Here is a 17,409-nt window from a genome sequence, read left to right on the forward strand (position 1 = left end):
GACTTACAGGCAAGCCTTACCTAAAAACATCAGGTCAGGTAGTCGAAGGAGGGCCGAACAGTGGTGTTTTCGAGCGCGCTCATCGGGCTGCGCGAAGGTCTCGAAGCCGCGCTTGTGGTGAGCATCCTGGTCGCCTTCCTCGTCAAGACCGAGCGACGGCACGCACTGCGGTTCGTGTGGCCCGGGGTCGGCGCGGCCGTGCTGCTGTCGATCGGCGTCGGCGCGATCCTCACCTACAGCACCGCGCAGCTCAGTTTCGAGCATCAGGAACTGCTCGGCGGAAGCCTTTCCATCGTCGCGGTCGTGTTCGTCACCGCGATGATCTTCTGGATGCGCAAGGCTTCCCGGCACATCGCGGCCGAGTTGCGCGGCAAGATGGAGGACGCGCTCAAGGTCGGTCCGGCGGCGGTGCTGCTGCTGTCGTTCCTCGCGGTGGGCCGCGAAGGGCTCGAAACCGCCGTGTTCTTCTACTCAGCCGTGCAGACCGCGCAATCCGACACTCTGCAGCCGCTGATCGGGTTCGTGATCGGGATCGCCGCCGCGATCGTGCTCGCCTACCTGCTCTACCGCGGCGCGGTGCGGTTCAACCTGGCCAAGTTCTTCACGATCACCGGCGTGCTGCTGGTGTTCGTCGCCGCCGGTGTCCTCGGCTACGGCCTGCACGACCTGCAGGAAGCCGGATTCATTCCCGGACTGACCACGCTCGCCTTCGACGCGTCGAGCGCCCTGCCGGAAACCTCCTGGTACGGCGCGTTGCTCAAGGGGATCTTCAACTATTCGCAGCAGACCACCGTGCTGCAAGCGATCGCATGGGTCGCCTACGTGGCGATCGTGCTGCCGCTGTTCCTCAAGCCTGCCCGCAAGAACAAGACCGAGACGGCTCCCGCCGCCCCGGCCGCCGCCAAGGAGTGACAGTGCCTCAGTTCCGCAAGACCTCGACGGCTGTGCTCACTGGCCTCAGCGCCCTCGTCGCGCTGACCGCCTGCGACAGCACGAATTCCGCGTCCGGCCCCTCCGGCGCGACCTCGGGCGGGCCGATCAAGGTCGAGGCGTCCGACACCGCCTGTTCGGTGTCCGCGACGACCGCGTCCGCGGGCAACCTGACCTTCGAGATCGCCAACAAGGGCAGCAAGGTCACCGAGTTCTACCTCTACGCCGAGGGCGACCGGATCATGGGCGAGGTCGAGAACATCGCGCCCGGACTGAACCGGCGGCTCATCGTCGAGGTCCCGGAGGCGGGCAAGTACCAGACCGCGTGCAAGCCGGGCATGACCGGCAACGGCATCCGCGGCGACTTCACGGTCACCGGCGGCGCGCCGGGCCAGAGCAACGCCAACGCGCAGAAAGCCGCTGCCACCAAGAGCTACGCGACCTACGTCGAGAACAACAGCTCGGCGCTGGAGACCGAGACGGCCAAGTTCGTCGCCGCGGTGAAGGCCAACAAGGCTGACGAGGCGAAGGCCGAGTACGCGCGCACCCGCGTGTTCTACGAGCGGATCGAACCGGTCGCGGAGAAGTTCGGCGACCTCGACCCGGCCATCGACGCGCGCGAGGCCGACGTCGAGCCGGGCCAGCAGTTCACCGGGTTCCACCGGCTGGAGAAGGACCTGTGGACCACCGGCCTGAAGCCGGACAGCCCGCAGATCGCGGACAAGCTGCTCACCGACGTGAAGTCGCTGGTCGCCAAGACCAAGACGCTGCAGCTGAGCGTGCTGGACCTGGCCAACGGCGCGAAGGGCCTGCTCGACGAGGTCGCGACGAAGAAGATCACCGGCGAGGAGGAGACCTTCTCGCACACCGACCTGTGGGACTTCCAGGCCAACCTCGACGGTTCCAAGGGCGCGATCGCCGCGCTGCGGCCGGTCATCCAGGAGCGCGACGCGGCCCTGGTCTCCACTTTGGACAAGGAGTTCGCGAACGTGCAGGGGCTGCTGGACAAGACCCGCTCCGGCGACGGTTTCAAGTACTACAACGAGCTCTCCCAGGACCAGATCAAGGCGTTCGCCTCGGCGGTCGACGCGCTGAGCGAGCCGCTGAGCAAGGTCGCGGAGGTCGTGTCCAAGTGACCGAGGAGGGGACCCAGGTTTCCCGCCGGAAGCTGTTCGGGCTGGCCGGCGCGGGTGTCGCGCTGGCCGGCGCGGGCGCGGCGGCGGGGGTCGGCATCGACCGGCTCGGCGGCGGCACTCCCGCGTCGGCCGCGGTGTCCACTGTGGACTTCCATGGCGAGCACCAGGCCGGGATCGTCACGCCGACGCAGCAGAACCTGCACTTCGCCGCGCTCGACGTGATCACGAAGGACGCCACGAAGCTCCGCGACCTGCTGCGCACCTGGACGGCCGCGGCGCGGCGGATGACCGCGGGCCAGGACGTCGGCCCGAACGGCGCGCTCGGCGGCTCCTCGCAGGCCCCGCCGGACGACACCGGCGAAGCGCTCGACCTGCCCCCCTCCGACCTCACCCTGACCATCGGCTTCGGCCCCTCGCTCTTCGACGACCGGTTCGGCCTCGCCGCGAAGCGCCCGCCGCAGCTGATCGACCTTCCGGCGTTTCCGAAGGACAAACTCGACCCCGCCCGCAGCGGCGGCGACCTGTGCATCCAGGCCTGCGCGAACGATCCTCAGGTGGCGGTGCACGCGGTGCGCAACCTCGTGCGGCTGGGCTTCGGCGTCACCGAGGTGCGCTGGTCGCAGCTCGGGTTCGGGCGAAGCTCGTCGACCTCGCGCTCGCAGCAGACGCCGCGCAACCTGTTCGGTTTCAAAGACGGCACCAACAACATCAAGGCCGAGGACACCGACGTGCTCCGCGACCAGGTGTGGGCGCAGGCCAGCGACGGACAGGCGTGGATGGCCGGCGGCACGTACCTGGTGGCGCGCCGGATCCGGATGCACATCGAAACCTGGGACCGCGAAACGCTCGCCGGACAGGAACAGATTGTCGGGCGCACGAAGGGAAGTGGCGCGCCGCTCGGGCAGACCGGCGAGTTCGACCAGGTCGACCTGCAGGTCGGCGGCGAGGGCGGGACCCCGCTGATCGCCGAGGACGCGCACATCCGGCTGGCCTCGCGCCAGACGCGCAAGGGCGTGCAGATCCTGCGCCGCGGCTACAACTTCGTCGACGGCTCCGACGGTGTCGGCCACCTCGAGGCGGGGCTGTTCTTCCTGGCGTTCAACCGGGACACCCGCACGCAGTACGTCCCGATGCAGCAGGTGCTGTCCTCGAAGGACGCGATGATGGAGTACTTGCAGCACACCGGGTCCGCGCACTTCGCGATTCCGCCGGGCCTCACGCCGACTAGCAACTGGGGTGACGGGCTCTTCGCCTGACCAGTACAAACCTCCCCGCCCCGCCACTGCGTGGGACCGGTTGCCGGCGCCCTCCGGGCCAGCGACGGTGACCGCGTTCATCCGCGCGAGGTGAGGAGTTCGGTCGTGGTCGCTGTGGCACAGCCGCGGTTCGGGGTATGGGCGGTCGTCTACGGGTCGTGGGGCCCGTTCGATCATCCGGACGATCCGGTGGACGCCAGCTGGGAGCGCAACCGGCGGTTGATCGTCGAGGCCGACCGGCTCAGCTTCGATTCGACGCTCATCGCGCAGCACGTGGTGAACCCGTTCGGCGACGAACTGGACCAGCTGGAGACGTGGACGTCCGCGGCGGCGCTCGCCGCGCTCACCGAGCGGATCGAGATCATCGCGGCGATCAAGCCGTATCTGGTGCACCCGGTGGTGCTGGCGAAGCAGGCGCTGCAGATCCAGGAGATCAGCGGCGGCCGGTTCGGGCTGAACCTGGTCAACGCCTGGTACAAGCCGGAGCTGGAGCGGGCGGGCATTCCGTTCGCCGAGCACGACGAACGGTACGAGTACGGCCGCGAATGGATCAGCGTCGTGCGCGGGCTGCTGGCTGGCGAGCGGGTTTCGTTCGAGGGCAAGCATTTCCAGGTCGACGGATACCAGCTGCGGCCGGCTGGTTCGGCACCGACCGTGTACGTCGGCGGCGAGTCGGACCCGGCGCGAGCGCTGGTCGCGGACAAGGCCGACGTGTGGTTCATCAACGGACAGCCGAAGGAGAATGTCGCCGGGCTGATCGCGGACGTCGCCGCCCGCCCGCGCGTCGGCGCACCGGTCCGTTTTGGACTGTCCGCGTTCGTCGTAGCCCGCGAAACCGATGCCGAAGCGGAAGCGGAACTGGCAGCGCTGTGGGAACTGGCCGAGGCGGGCAAGGCCCGGTGGGAAGCGCTGGTCGCGGACGCCGATCCGAAAGCCGTGATGTTCCAGACGTTCGCGAAGTACCCGCACATCGGCACGAACGGCGGCACCGCGGCCGGCCTGGTCGGCAGCTACGACACCGTCGCCCAGCGGATCCGCGAGTGGGCCGACCTGGGAATCGAGACGTTTATGCTGCAATTTCAGCCCTTCGAAGCGGAGATGCGACGGTTCGCCGAGCACGTGATTCCCCGCGTGCGCTTGACTTCAAGCAAGCTTGAACTTGCACGGTAGGTGCATGTTCACCGAAGCGGAACTCAGCTACCTCGCCGACCAGCCCCTCGCCCGGGTGGCCACCCAGCAACCGAACGGCACCTTGCAGGTCAGCCCGGTCGCGTTCAGCTGGAACCCGGAGACGCAGACCATCGACGTGACCGGGTACAACCTGACGAAAAGCCGGAAATACCGCAATGTCGAGGCCAACGGCCGCGTCGCCATCGTGATCGACGACCGGCCCTCGACGAAACCGATGCGCATCCGCTGCCTGGAGATCCGGGGCCGGGCGGAAGCCGTGCCGGACGCCTTCGAACCGGACGGGCACCTCGACGGCGCGGTCATCCGCATCTACCCGCAACGCATCATCAGCATGGGCATCGACGACCCCGACCGCGAACCGCTGGAGGTGAAGCCGAACAACCGGAACGTCTGAAGCCGCGCCGGTCCGCAGTCCCGCCCCTGCCCGGGGGAGGGACGGGACTGCGCCCGGCGTGCCGGTCGGCCGGTTCATCGTCGAGCACCCGCCAGCGTGTACGCCGCCGTTCCCGCCACGAACAGGAGTCCGGCCGTCCACCATGCCGGGGCGGAGTCCGCGGTCGCCATCGGCCAGGCCACGACGTCGTAGACCTGGCTGGCGGCTCTCGGGATGAACACCGCCGTCATCGCCCAGCCCAAGGGCATCGTCCAGCCGAACTGGCCGCCGAACAGCGTGGCCGCAAGACCGGTCAAGCCGAGCAGCCCTGCCGCGTTGCGGAAAATCCAGCCAGCCTGCATCGGGAGTTCGGCAAGGCCTTGTGCCGCGAGCATTACTCCGCCGGCCACCGCACCGATCAGCAAGAGGTGCGCTAGACGCCGAGGCGGCCAGCGGAAGGAGGCTGTGCGATCGAGGTCGATGTCCTGTCCGCTGAGTCCCACCCCTGCCACTGCTACCGCGCCACCGAGGGTGATGGTCGCGAAGAACGTCGACCAGTTGTTGCCCAGCAGCGGCGGCAATGCGAGGGCGCAGAGCACCACCGCCGCCAGTGACACCGCGAGGTGGCGCGAACGCACGTACAGCGCTGTCCACCGCATTAGCGCGCACCCTCCAGGAGAATCTTCAACGGGTCGCCTGTGCAGGTCAGCTCCGCCTGCCGAGCCGCGGCGATCCGGATGGTCTGTTCCGCCTCCGGCGCTGCTTTCAAGGCTGCCCACGCTGAGTCTGTCCGGGGCCGCAGCGGAGGTTGCCGCTGCGAGGACGGCGGGGTGTACGAGCCGAGCAACCACTGCGCCATGACCCAGCGCGCGGCGTCCTCGCGGTCGTTCTTCTCTCCGCCGTAGGACAAGGCGTGGCAGGGCAATGTTCCGGCCCCGCTCAGCATGGCCATGGTGAGGCCGGGCCCGCTCTTGTCCCGCAGCGCGTAGTCGTCCTGCTGTATCAGCAGGCGTGAAGGATCCCGCGGGCCGACTCTCGTGGTCCGGTACGGTTCTGCCGACTCCTCGACCCGAGTCGGATGCTGCGGCAGCTTCTCCAGTCGCCGCAAGGCTTCCTTGCCTGGACCGGCCACAGTGGACAACCAGTCCTCGTGCAATCGCGTGACGCACACCGGACCGTCGCAGACGAGAGCGGCGGCCGTCTTGTCCGGAGCGTAGTTGTCCTCCGGCGTCGCGGGGAAGAGCGGCAACGCCACTGCCAGCCCGGCCGCCACCGGGAGCAGCGCGAGCACCTTGGTCCGCGCCGAGCTGGCCAGCAGCAACAGAATTCCGGCAGCGGCGAGCCCGAGCACCCAGCTCAACTGCCCGATCTCCACCGCGGTCCTGGGCTGGTCGAATGGACCGCGCGGCTGCACTTGCCCGATCCCCAGCAGGACCACCGCGTTCGGCGCCGCTCGGTTCGTGCCCGACACCTGCGCGAAGAGCCCGCCCGCCAGTGCGAGCACGGCGAGCACCGGAGCGGTGATCGGATACGGCAGCAGCCGTCCGAGGCCCAGGCCCAGTGCCACGCCGGCAAGCACGGACAGCACGCCGAGCACCAGTTGCATCATCCACGCCGTGGTGAACAGCCCGCCCTTCGCCACGACCTGTCCAACCCCGGCGGCGACGAGCACGAGATAGCCCGCCACCGCGGTGAGCCCGAGGGCGAGGCCGAGTGTCCTGGCTCGCTGCCCGGCAGGCCGGGGCGTGGAACTGAACAATTCGCCGACCCCGGCACGGACGTCCCGCATGCCCTGGATCGCCGCGGCTCCGACGATGATCGGCCACAGCAGCACCAGCAGGTAGCGCGACCACCGCACCGCGGTCAGCCACGTCGCGTTCCAGGCCCCGGAATCGTAGTTCCACGGTCCGCGCGACAACAGCAGGCCAAGGCTCACCGCCAGCATCGCGACCGGAACCCAGGGAGCGACGGTGCGCCGGACTTCGATCCGGAACGCGCTCATCACCAGGCTCCCTTCCCCTGCGCGTGGCCGAGCAGCGCCGAATAGCCGCGCTCGATCGGGCTGTCCCCGACGTCCGCCTCGCTGCCCGCCGCGGCCAGATCGGCCGGCGTGCCTTGGAAAACCAGCTTCCCGGCGGCGAACAGGACGACGTCCGAGCACGCCGCCGCTACGTCCTCGACCAGGTGAGTGGACACGACGACGCACGCGTCCCGGCCGATTTCCTGCAGCAGCTCCCGGAAGCGCAGCCGCTGCGCCGGATCGAGTCCGGCGGTGGGTTCGTCGAGCAGCAGGAGCACCGGGTCGTTCACGATCGCCTGTGCGATGCCGACCCGGCGGATCATGCCGCCGGACAGCGTCTTCATCTTGGCCTCGGCGCGTTCGGCGAGACCGACCCGCTCGATCGCGCGCTGCACCGCGCCCGGCACCTCCTGTTTGGGCATTTCCTTGAGCCACGCCAGGTATTCGACGAACTCGCGCACGGTGAACCGCTTGTAGTACCCGAAGGTTTGCGGCAGATAGCCGATCCGGCGGCGCAGGCCGCGCTGGTCGAAGCGCCCCCCGATCGGCTCTCCGAGCAGCGTCAGCTCGCCTTCCGTCGGCCGCAGCACCGTCGCCAGAGTGCGGATCAAGGTGGTCTTGCCCGCGCCGTTCGGCCCGAGCAGCCCGTGCACCCCCGTGCCGAGCGCGAGGTCGAGGCCGTCGACCGCCATCTTCTTGCGGCCGACCCGTACTTTCAGTGCCTGCGCTTGGATTTCCCAGGCATAGGTCGCCGGAGCGACCTCGGCGGCTTCCACAGCCCGCATCGGTGTCCCCTCTCGTTTCCGTCAGTGATGCGCAGCAAGCTGCGTGAAGGTGTTCCGGCGAAGCACTACGAACACGCTCGCGACGACGGCAGCCGCCAGCCAGCCCGGCCAGGCGACGTCCTCCAGCAGGACCGAGCCCCCGAACGCGACGCTCGGCACCACCAGCGCGCCGAGCCACAGGCCGACCAGGATCGACGCCGCCCAGGCGACGCCGATGAACGTGCCGAGCGCGAGGGTCCCGGTGGTGAACGCGAGACTCGGCAGCAGCCCGAATCCCATCCGCGCGCCGACCAGCCAGCCGGCGGCGAGGAGCACCGCCAGCACCGGCACCACGACCGCTGTGGTCCGGCGCAGGATCAGCTCCAGCCCGGCGCGCGGGGTGGCCGCGGTGAGTTCGTACGACGGATCCAGCCCGCGGGTCCACGCCGCCGCCACTCCGAAGACTGGCAGCACCGGGGAAAGCAGCTGCACGAGCGACAACCCCTCCCGGAGCGACCGGTCGAGGTAGACCGACAGCGCGCCGACCACGAGGACCATCAGCAGCCACGGCACCATCACCGGGGTCGCCCAGCAATGCAGCCACGCCGCGACCCGGCGCGGCCTCGGCTGCGGTGCTTCGGCGAGGTTCGGCTCCAGCCCGGCCCACACGGTGTCGAGCAGACCGGTCACCTCGGCGGTGGACGCGCCGGCGAGCCGCGCCCGGCATTGCGCGCACTTCTCCAGGTGCCCTTCGATCGCCCATGCCTCGTCCCCCGGCAGTTCGCGACCGGCGACGTAGCCGGCGAGCATCCGGTCGGATACGTGGTTCATGGCTTGACCTCCTTCAGACAGTCCTGGTTTCTCGGCGGCGTTCACGACAACGCCTCCCGCATCGCGATCCGGGCGCGACGGGCCCGGGTTTTGACCGTGCCCTCCGGCAGACCCAGCAGGATCGCTGTCTCCCGCACCGACAATCCGTCGAGCACCATGGCGTGCAGGACCTCGCGCAGCTCCGGCGCGAGACTGCGCAAGGCGTCGCCCACCGAATCGCCGACCGTGCCCGCCAGCGCCTCCTCCTCCGCGGCGGGCGCGGACAGCGACTCGTGCACTCCGGGCGGCGGATTCGCGTGATGCGCACGCCGCCGATACGCGTCGATGAGCCGCCGCACCGCGATCCTCCACACCCAGCCCACGGCGGAGCCGCCGGCGACGACGCCCGCGAACGAACCCGCGGCGCGCCACACGGCGAGATAAGTCTCCTGCATCACCTCCGCGACGATCTGGTCATCGGAGCAGCGGCGACGCAGGCGTATCGCGAGCCACGGCGACGTGCGGCGGTAGAGCTCTTCGAACGCCGCACGGTCACCGCGGGCGGTGCGCCGGAGGAGGCGTTCCTCGTCCGGCTCCCTGGGTGGCTTGTGCTTCACACCCGGCAAGACGCCACCTCCGCGCTTCCGGTTCTCTAAAACGAGTGATCTGGATCACACATTCGGGAGCCGTGGCGGGACGGCTGCCGGGAGCAATCGTGCCCGGGGTCTGGCGGGGGTGGTGGCGGATGGAGCAGGTCTCCGTCGTTCGAGTGAGGCGGCCGACCCGCGGAGGCTAGGGCACCCAGATACGCGACAGCGATCCGCATCTGGGCACGGGAAGGTTGCCAGCGAACGACGGCGGGGGCGGCAAATGTGCGGCCGGAGCGGGAAGCGCGAGGCCGCAGGCGAAGCCCTGGTGCGCGCGAAACGCGAGCGACAAGCAGCGCTAGGCCGGGGCTCGTGAGTGCCGCAAAGAAGAGACCCGCGCATTACGGGCAACGAGCGCCTCAGAAGCCAAGCAGCGCACCGGGCCAGAGTGAAGAACCCGTCAGCCACGCACGCCACGGAAACCGAAGCAGGGCACCAAAACCCGACTCAAACCGAAGGCCAGAACTTCCGCCAGCCCTCAGCCTCCAGCGTCGACGGCTCGACCCCGGCGTTCCGGGCGGCCGTCTCCGCCGCGCGGATGTCGCGGGCGAACTGCTTCGCCACCGCCCGCAGTTCGCCCTCCGGGTCCAGCCCGCCCCGGCGGGCGATGGCCGCCGTTCGGAAGAGCTGGGCGGGGGCCGAGGAGTCCTGGGGGAACAGGTCCAGCGGGATCCCGGCCCGGCCGCTGCGCTGGCCCAGTTTTCCGGCCAGGGCGACCGCGGGCTGGCCGAGCGCGACGCCGTCCACAATGGACTTGCGTTGCTTCTCGGCCTGCTTCAGCTCTTCCCACTTCAGTTCCTGGTGCTCGGCCGAGGCGATGCGGGCCGCGTCGGCGAAGACGTTGGGGTGGCGGCCGACCTGCTTGCCCACCAGGTCACGGGCCACGTCGTCGATGGTGAAGGGGGCCCGGCCGTGTTCGGCGGCTACGCGCGCATGGAACAGGACCTGCAGGAGGACGTCGCCCAGTTCCTCGCGCAGGGCCGCCCGGTCGTTGTCCTCGATGGCTTCCAGCAGTTCGTAGGTTTCCTCGACCAGGTATTGCCGCAGGGATTCGTGCGTCTGCCGGGCATCCCACGGACAGCCGCCTGGCGAGCGCAGGCGGTCCATGACCTCGACCGCTTCGACGAGCGGGGGCACAGGGGTCTCGATCAGCTGAGCGCCGGCGGCGAGCATCGCGGCCGCGGTCGGCTCGGTGCGGGACGCGGCGAGCAGCACGATGTCCTCGGAGGACTCGCCTACCGGCGGCACACCGAACTGCGCGGAGTCGACGTCGGTCGCGGCGTATACGGCACTAGTGCGAAGCAGAGGCAGGGCGGCCGCGGGCAGAGTCCCTCCCCGGACCAGGACTACGGTGCCGGTCACTGCTTCGCCGGAGCACCGCCGTGCAGCGGCACGGCCACGCCCGTGACCTCGGCCGCGCTGGGAGCGAGGTTCATGCCGACCGGGTCCCACACGCCGTAGCGCGGGTTGATTTTGAAGTCCACGTCGCCAACATACGGCTGGAGCATCCGCACGCCGATCGCACCCAGCTGAGCCGCGGTCGGCTGCTGGACCTGGTCGGTGGCGACCTTCGCGTCGGTTGTCCGCTTCCGCACCACGGCGGTGACCCACCAGGTGGGCGCGCTCGCCGGGTTCGGCTGGAACGCGATGACGGTGTTCGCGGGCACGCCGAACAGCACGGTCGCGGCGTCCTGCGGCGACGACAACGCGGGAGCCTGCTGGCCGACGTTGCCCTGCGCGCCGCTCTGGATGTCGGCCTGGATCTTGCCCGGGTTGCTCGCGTACTCCTCGGCCTTGGCGATGGCCTGGCTGCGCGCGGCCTTCGGGTCGATCGACGGGGCCTGGCTCTCCGAGGTCGGCGCGCCGATGCTGGTGTAGTCGAAGTTCACCGACAGCGTCGGCAGGTACTTCAGCGCGATCCGCTGCTGCAGGTACTGATCGCTGATGGCCTCGCGATGGTCGCGGAGCCGCCAGACAAGCTGGGTGACGGCCGCGGACTGGTCCTGCGTGACGGCCTCGGGCACCGGCGACGCGAGCGGATCTTGTTGCATGGCCTCGCTGACGGTGGCCTCGTCGACGGAAATGCCTTCCTTCTGCGCGGCCTTCACGACGACCTCGTGCAGCAGCGTCTGCCGGACGATCTCGCGCCCGACGAGGTCGAGCTGGTGCCGCGACGCGAGCTGCCGCGCGTACGGCTGCTCCTGCACGGCGCGGTCGAGCAGCGCCTGAACCTGGTCAATGGTGGTGACCTGACCGTCGACGACCGCGGCGGTGCCCACCTGACTAGGCCCGGTACCGCATCCGGCAAGGAGGAGAGCTCCGGCGAGAACGGCGCCCAGCGCACGGCGGCGCCCCATGATCCGCATCACAGGCCCTACCCTCTCACATGCCCTCGAAACGCAACACCATCGAGGCATCCAGGGGGCTATTGTCGACATATGGACTCTTGGTTGTCGATCGAAGTCCTCGACGGGGCCTTCGCGGCGAGCGCGTGGCAGCGTGCTCACGGCGACCGTCTGACCGAGGCCGCGCTGACCAACGGCGCCGAGCAGTGGACGTGGCACGTGCACCGCTGGGGCGTGACGCTGGAGATCGAGTTTTCCTCGGAGGAGAAACGAGATCGCTTCCGGAGCCTGCCCGCTGTGACGGCCGCTCTCGACGCGGTCCCGGATCCGGAGCGCGGCTTGCTCGTCCACCCGGGCCGCGGCGGCGGTTCGGGAGCCCGGGTACCGCGACGTCCCCGGCCGTTGCCGATGTCCGGTTGCGGGGCCCTGCCGACGCCGCAGGAGGACGTGGCGTTGCGGTTGGCCACCGCGGAACCGCCGGGTTTCGAGGTCTGCACGGCGGGCTGAACAGCTTTTATTTCGAGGTAACCGCGCCGGGATCCGTTACTACTGGAACGCGGCGACATACTCCATTGCCCACTGGCGGAAAGTGCGGCCAGGACGACCGGTGATCCGTTCGACGCTCCGGGCGCGTTCGCCGGGCAAGTGCGCCCAATAGTCCACGATCGCCTCGGCCAACGGCGCGGGAACGTGCCCCCGCAACTGCTGGACTGCCTGGTCCCGGCTCGGTTCGCGCAGTTCGATTTCCCGGCCGAGCACTTCCGCCAAGATCCTTGCCTGGTCGCGGAAACTGAGTACCTCCGGCCCGCCCAAGCTGAGCGTCTCGCCGTCCAGTTCGCCGGTGGACAACGCCAGTTCGGCGACGTCGGCGATGTCCTCGGGGTGGATGACGTCGAGCCGGGCGTCCGGGTACGCCTGCTCGACCGGCTGGCCGGTGCGGACGGATTCGGCCCAGCCCAAGGTCATCGTGGCGAAGCCGCCAGGGCGCAGCACGGTCGCGGTCAATGGTGCCGAGAGGAGCGCCCGTTCCACCAGAAAGTGGTGCTGGGCCAACGCGTTGTGTTCGGCATCGGGCAGGGTCACCGAGTCCGAGGAGAGCAGCACGACTCGCCGCACTCCGGCGGAGACCGCGGCGTCCAGCAGGTCCTCGATACCGGTCGGCTCGGCGTAGAGGAACATGCCGGTAACCCCCGCCAGCGCTGGAGCGAACGTCGACGGATTGGCGAGGTCCAGCTGGACGGCCGGCAAATCGAGCCGGTCCGGGGCTCGGCTGGCGGCTCGGACGTCGGGCAAGCGGCGAAGGAGGCTCGCCCCGATGCCGCCACGAGCGCCGGTGATCAAGATCGTCAAGGGGTGCCTCCGGAGGGGAATTCGTCTCTACGACCCCCACCTTTCCGCGACCCCACTGATCGAGTCCAACAAAGATTACTAGTCACATTGATCGATCAGTGCTATTAATCCGGTCATGGAGTTGCGGAAGCTGGAGTGCTTCGTCGCGGTCGCCGAGGAAGCGAGCTTCACCCGCGCCGCGACTCGACTGCACCTCGTACAGGCCACGGTGTCGGCGACGATCGCTTCCCTGGAACGGGAACTGGACGCGCCGCTGTTGCTGCGCACGACCAGGCGGGTCAGCCTCACTGACGCTGGGCTCGCGCTTCTGCCGAAAGCGCGGGCAGCGCTCGACGCCGCACGCGATGCCCGCGACACCGTGCACGCTGTCCGCGGCGGGCTGCGCGGGACGCTGCGCATCGGGACCATGAGTTGCCTGGGGCTGATCGATTTGCCCGCGCTGCTGGGCGGCTTTCACCGCGAGCACCCCCGCGTGTCGGTTCAGCTCGCGACCGCGTCATCCGAAGGCGGATCGCCCGGGCTGGTCGCGGAGGTAGCTGCCGGACGGCTCGATCTCGCCTTCGTCTCGCTTCCCGGACACGCGCCGGCCACCGTGCGCCTGCGGACGCTGACGGCCACTCCCCTGGATCTCGTGGTTCCCCGCGATCATCCGCTCGCCCGCCGAAAAGACCTAACGCTGGCGGACCTGGCCGACGAACCCTTCATCGATTTCCCGCCCGGCTACGGAAATCGCGCCGTGACCGATCGCGCGTTCGCCGCCGCCGGGGTACGGCGGCAGCTCGCCATCGAGATCACCGACCTCGCCGCGGGCACCGATTTCGTCCGGCAGCGCCTTGGCGTGGCCCTGTTGCCCCGGGCGATCCTTCCGCAAGACGACGACCTCGCCGTGCTGCCGATTGCCGACGCCGACCTCGACTGGCCGATTTCCCTGGCGACCCCAGCGGGACGTACCGCAGGGGCCGCCGCCAAGGCGTTCGCCGACCTAGTGGTGCAGCACCTCTCGGAATAACGCCGCTCACACCGCCGCCGGGGTTTTTGTCAGCTGTGCCAACAGCTTCGTGCACCAGTCGAGCAGTTCCTGGTCCCGCAGCACCGGCGCGCCCATCCGGCCGCCCGCCGGGCCTTCGGTCGGCTTCGGCACCGACACCGTGTTGGTGACCGCCTTGTACAACGCCTTGGGGTACAAGCGTTTCAGCCGCACCAGCTGCGAGTCCATCAGCGGCAGCGGCGCGAACCGGATCGTGTTGCCCTGCACCGCGACCTCGGTGACGCCGGCGGCGCGGCAGGCGTGCCGGAACGCGGCGACCGCGAGCAGCCGGGTGACCGGGGCGGGCGGCTGGCCGTAGCGGTCGACCAGTTCCTCGCGCACCGCGTCGAGGGCCGCGGTGTCCGGGGCCGACGCGATCTTGCGGTACGCCTCCAGCCGGAGCCGTTCGCCGGGGACGTAGTCATGCGGGATGTGCGCGTCCACCGGCAGGTCGACGCGGACTTCGGCCAGTTCCTCGTCCTCCGCCGGCTCCGCGCCCGCGTGCCGGCGGAACGCCTCGACCGCTTCGCCGACGAGCCGGACGTACAGGTCGAACCCGACGCCCGCGATGTGCCCGGACTGTTCCGCGCCGAGGATGTTGCCCGCGCCGCGGATTTCCAGGTCCTTCATCGCGACCGCCATGCCCGCGCCGAGTTCGGTGTTCTGCGCGATGGTGGCGAGCCGGTCGTGCGCGGTCTCGGTGAGCGGCGCTTCCGGCGGGTACAGGAAGTACGCGTAGCCACGCTCGCGACCACGCCCGACCCGGCCGCGCAGCTGGTGCAGCTGGGCGAGGCCGAGCATGTCGCCGCGTTCCACGATCAGCGTGTTGGCGTTGGAGATGTCCAGACCGGTCTCGACGATCGTGGTGCAGACGAGGACGTCGTACTCGTTCTCCCAGAAGCCCTGGATGATCTTTTCGAGCTTGTCCTCGTTCATCTGCCCGTGCGCGGTGACGACGCGCGCCTCCGGCACCAGCTCGCGGATCCGTTTCGCCGCCTTCTCGATCGACGACACCCGGTTGTGCACGTAGAACACCTGGCCGTCGCGCAGCAGCTCGCGCCGGATCGCGGCGCCGACCTGCTTGTCGTCGTACGCGCCGACGTAGGTGAGGATCGGGTGCCGGTCCTCCGGCGGGGTGAGGATGGTCGACATCTCGCGGATGCCCGCCAGCGACATCTCCAGCGTGCGCGGGATCGGCGTCGCCGACATGGTGAGCACGTCGACGTGCGTGCGCAGCGCCTTGATGTGTTCCTTGTGCTCCACGCCGAACCGCTGTTCCTCGTCGACGATCACGAGGCCGAGGTCCTTGTAGCGGATGCCGGTCTGCAGCAGCCGGTGCGTGCCGATGACGATGTCGACCTCGCCGTCGGCGAGCTGTTCCAGGATCTGGTCCGATTCAGCCTTGTGCGTGAACCGGGAAAGGCCCTTGATGGTGACCGGGAACGACCGCATGCGCTCGGTGAACGTGTTCAGGTGCTGCTGCGCGAGCAGCGTGGTCGGCACGAGCACGGCCACCTGTTTGCCGTCCTGCACCGCTTTGAACGCCGCGCGCACCGCGATCTCGGTCTTGCCGTAGCCGACGTCGCCGCAGATCACGCGGTCCATCGGGACGCCGCGTTCCATGTCCGACTTGACCTCGTCGATGGCCGCGAGCTGGTCGTTGGTCTCGGTGAACGGGAAGGCGTCTTCCAGCTCGGACTGCCACGGCGTGTCCGGACCGAACGCGTGGCCGGGCGCGGCTTGCCGGGCGGCGTAGAGCTGCACCAGCTCGGCCGCGATCTCCTTGACCGCCTTTTTGGCGCGTGCCTTGGTGTTCTTCCAGTCCGAGCCGCCGAGCCGGTTGAGCGTGGGCAGCTCGCCGCCGACGTAGCGGGACACCTCGTCGAGCTGGTCGGTGGGCACGAACAGCCGGTCGCCGGGCTGGCCGCGTTTGGACGACGCGTACTCCAGCAGCAGGTACTCGCGGGTCGCGCCGGCGACCGTGCGCTGCACCATTTCCACGAACCGGCCGATGCCGTGCTGGTCGTGCACCACGTAGTCGCCCGCCTTGAGCGCCAGCGGGTCGACCGCGCCGCGGCGGCGCGACGGCATCTTCGTGTTCAAGTCCTTTGTGGACGTTCCGGCGGCGGCGCCGCGGCCGGTCAGGTCTGCCTCGGACAGCACCACGAGCGCGCGCTCCGGCGAGACGAAGCCCTCCGCGAGCCCGCCGCAGGTGACCGTGACGACCCCGGCCGGCGGCACGTCGCCGAGCACCTCGACGTGCTTCGCCGGGACCTCGGCCGCCATCAGCTGCTCCACCGCGCGGCTGGCGGTGCCCTGTCCGGCGACGACGAGCACGCCGGTGCCGCCGGACGCGAGGTGCGCGCGCAGGTCGGTCATCGCGCGTTCCAGCTCGCCCCGGTAGGCGGGCGCGGGCTCGATGCCGACGCGGTAGACGTCCGGGTCTTCGCTGGTCAGCTGCGTGAGCGTCCACCACGGACGCTTCGTCTCCTGCGCGTGCGACGCGATCTCGGACAGATCGCGGTACGCCGACGCGCCGAGGTCGATCGGGGCCTGCCCGCCCGCCGCGGCGGTGGTCCAGGAGGCTTCGAGGAACTCCTGCCCGGTGCGGACGAGGTCCGCAGCGCGGGCGCGGATCTTCTCCGGGTCGGCCAGCAGCACGTGGCTGCCCGCCGGCATCGCGTCGGTGAGCAGGGCCAGCTCGCCCTCGCAGAGCACCGGGATGAGCGCCTCCATGCCCTCGACCGGGACGCCGCCGGACAGCTTGGTGAGCATTTCGGCCAGGTGCGCGTCGGCCTCGTACGTGGTGGCCAGCTCGGCCGCGCGCGCCTTGACGTCCGGCGTGAGCAGCAGCTCGCGGCACGGCGGCGCGGTGACCCGCTGGATCTCGCCGGGCAGCGACCGCTGGTCGGACACCGCGAACGCGCGGATCTCGCTGACCTCGTCGCCCCAGAACTCGACGCGGACCGGATGCTGCGCGGTGGGTCCGAACAGGTCGAGGATGCCGCCGCGGACCGCGAACTCGCCGCGCTTCTCGACCATGTCCACGCGCGTGTAAGCCAGCTCGACAAGCCGTTCGAGCAGGCCCTCGAAGCTCTGCTCCTCGCCGACGACCAGGTCGATCGGCGCGAGCGAGCCGAGGCCGGGAGCCATCGGCTGGATGAGGCTGCGCACGGTCGCGACCACGACCCGCAGCTCGTCGTCGCCGGTGTGCAGCCGGTGCAGCACTTCGAGCCGCCGCCCGACGGTGTCCGCGCGCGGCGAAAGGCGCTCGTGCGGCAGCGTCTCCCAGGACGGGAAGTCGGCCACGCGGCCGGGGCCCAGCAGCGCGCTGAGCGAGGCGGTCAGCTCGTCGGCTTCGCGCCCGGTGGCGGTGACGGCCAGCACCGGGCGGCCCGCGCCGCCGCGCTCGGGGTCTTCGGCCAGCGCGGCGGCCACGAGCTGTCGCACGGCGACAGCGCCTTGCAGTTCGAGCAGCGGAGCCCCGGCGCGCTCGACAACGCCGCGCAACGCCGGGTCGGGAAGGATGGCTTGGAGGAGTCCGGACAGTACAGCGTCGG

The 17,409-nt window shown here is 69.8% G+C and carries 16 protein-coding genes; 7 read left to right on the plus strand and 9 right to left on the minus strand.

What is annotated here, in order from left to right:
• Nucleotides 1–60 precede the first annotated feature (60 nt).
• From efeU to H5411_RS21085, 5 genes are all read left to right on the plus strand, one after another.
• Nucleotides 61–912: an iron uptake transporter permease EfeU gene (efeU, locus tag H5411_RS21065; protein WP_101437656.1), complete on the plus strand. Its 852-nt coding sequence runs from the start codon at nucleotides 61–63 to the stop codon at nucleotides 910–912.
• Between the two features lie 2 nt (nucleotides 913–914).
• Entirely contained in the window at nucleotides 915–2,066 is a 1,152-nt protein-coding gene (efeO, locus tag H5411_RS21070; protein ID WP_183124773.1) for an iron uptake system protein EfeO, read from the plus strand.
• Nucleotides 2,063–3,322 carry an iron uptake transporter deferrochelatase/peroxidase subunit gene (efeB, locus tag H5411_RS21075; RefSeq protein ID WP_183124774.1) on the plus strand — a complete coding sequence of 420 codons (1,260 nt, stop codon included), beginning with the start codon at nucleotides 2,063–2,065 and terminating at the stop codon, nucleotides 3,320–3,322. The genes efeO and efeB overlap by 4 nt, the downstream gene beginning before the upstream one ends.
• Before the next feature lie 105 nt (nucleotides 3,323–3,427).
• On the plus strand, nucleotides 3,428–4,492 hold the full coding sequence (locus tag H5411_RS21080; protein WP_312878499.1) for an LLM class flavin-dependent oxidoreductase: 1,065 nt from the start codon (nucleotides 3,428–3,430) through the stop codon (nucleotides 4,490–4,492).
• A 4-nt stretch (nucleotides 4,493–4,496) separates the two neighbouring features.
• Nucleotides 4,497–4,907, plus strand: a complete 411-nt coding sequence (locus H5411_RS21085; RefSeq protein ID WP_183124775.1) for a PPOX class F420-dependent oxidoreductase — start codon at nucleotides 4,497–4,499, stop codon at nucleotides 4,905–4,907.
• A 74-nt stretch (nucleotides 4,908–4,981) separates the two neighbouring features.
• Here H5411_RS21085 and H5411_RS21090 read toward each other — a convergent pair whose 3' ends face one another.
• The 7 genes from H5411_RS21090 to H5411_RS21120 all read right to left on the minus strand — a co-directional run bounded on the left by H5411_RS21090 (nucleotide 4,982) and on the right by H5411_RS21120 (nucleotide 11,484).
• Entirely contained in the window at nucleotides 4,982–5,545 is a 564-nt protein-coding gene (locus H5411_RS21090; protein WP_183124776.1) for a hypothetical protein, read from the minus strand.
• Nucleotides 5,545–6,888 carry a hypothetical protein gene (locus tag H5411_RS21095; RefSeq protein WP_183124777.1) on the minus strand — a complete coding sequence of 448 codons (1,344 nt, stop codon included), beginning with the start codon at nucleotides 6,886–6,888 and terminating at the stop codon, nucleotides 5,545–5,547. Before H5411_RS21095 ends, H5411_RS21090 begins: the two co-directional genes overlap by 1 nt.
• Complete coding sequence (locus H5411_RS21100) at nucleotides 6,888–7,691, minus strand: ABC transporter ATP-binding protein (RefSeq protein ID WP_183124778.1); 804 nt, start codon at nucleotides 7,689–7,691, stop codon at nucleotides 6,888–6,890. Before H5411_RS21100 ends, H5411_RS21095 begins: the two co-directional genes overlap by 1 nt.
• 21 nt (nucleotides 7,692–7,712) lie before the next feature.
• A complete protein-coding gene (locus H5411_RS21105) occupies nucleotides 7,713–8,501 on the minus strand; it encodes a zf-HC2 domain-containing protein (protein ID WP_183124779.1) in 789 nt (262 codons plus the stop codon).
• 41 nt (nucleotides 8,502–8,542) lie between these two features.
• Entirely contained in the window at nucleotides 8,543–9,097 is a 555-nt protein-coding gene (locus tag H5411_RS21110) for an RNA polymerase sigma factor (protein WP_183124808.1), read from the minus strand.
• A gap of 477 nt (nucleotides 9,098–9,574) precedes the next feature.
• Nucleotides 9,575–10,489 carry a nucleoside triphosphate pyrophosphohydrolase gene (locus H5411_RS21115; RefSeq protein ID WP_183124780.1) on the minus strand — a complete coding sequence of 305 codons (915 nt, stop codon included), beginning with the start codon at nucleotides 10,487–10,489 and terminating at the stop codon, nucleotides 9,575–9,577.
• The gene (locus H5411_RS21120; RefSeq protein WP_312878500.1) at nucleotides 10,486–11,484 is read right to left on the minus strand and encodes a hypothetical protein; all 999 of its coding nucleotides are present in this window, start codon (nucleotides 11,482–11,484) and stop codon (nucleotides 10,486–10,488) included. The genes H5411_RS21115 and H5411_RS21120 overlap by 4 nt, the downstream gene beginning before the upstream one ends.
• Nucleotides 11,485–11,565: 81 nt before the next feature.
• Between H5411_RS21120 and H5411_RS21125 the strand changes: the two genes are divergently transcribed.
• Nucleotides 11,566–11,979 (plus strand): hypothetical protein, encoded by a 414-nt coding sequence (locus H5411_RS21125; protein WP_183124781.1) that lies wholly within the window; start codon nucleotides 11,566–11,568, stop codon nucleotides 11,977–11,979.
• A 39-nt stretch (nucleotides 11,980–12,018) separates the two neighbouring features.
• On the opposite strand, the gene H5411_RS21130 is transcribed toward H5411_RS21125, so the two are convergent.
• A complete protein-coding gene (locus tag H5411_RS21130; RefSeq protein ID WP_101437644.1) occupies nucleotides 12,019–12,822 on the minus strand; it encodes an NAD(P)H-binding protein in 804 nt (267 codons plus the stop codon).
• Nucleotides 12,823–12,937: 115 nt separating this feature from the next.
• Between H5411_RS21130 and H5411_RS21135 the strand changes: the two genes are divergently transcribed.
• On the plus strand, nucleotides 12,938–13,831 hold the full coding sequence (locus H5411_RS21135) for a LysR family transcriptional regulator (protein WP_101437643.1): 894 nt from the start codon (nucleotides 12,938–12,940) through the stop codon (nucleotides 13,829–13,831).
• Nucleotides 13,832–13,837: 6 nt separating this feature from the next.
• On the opposite strand, the gene mfd is transcribed toward H5411_RS21135, so the two are convergent.
• A complete protein-coding gene (gene mfd, locus H5411_RS21140) occupies nucleotides 13,838–17,398 on the minus strand; it encodes a transcription-repair coupling factor (protein WP_183124809.1) in 3,561 nt (1,186 codons plus the stop codon).
• Between the last annotated feature and the right edge of the window lie 11 nt (nucleotides 17,399–17,409).

The organism is Amycolatopsis echigonensis (genome assembly GCF_014174495.1).
GTDB classification, from domain to species: domain Bacteria; phylum Actinomycetota; class Actinomycetes; order Mycobacteriales; family Pseudonocardiaceae; genus Amycolatopsis; species Amycolatopsis echigonensis.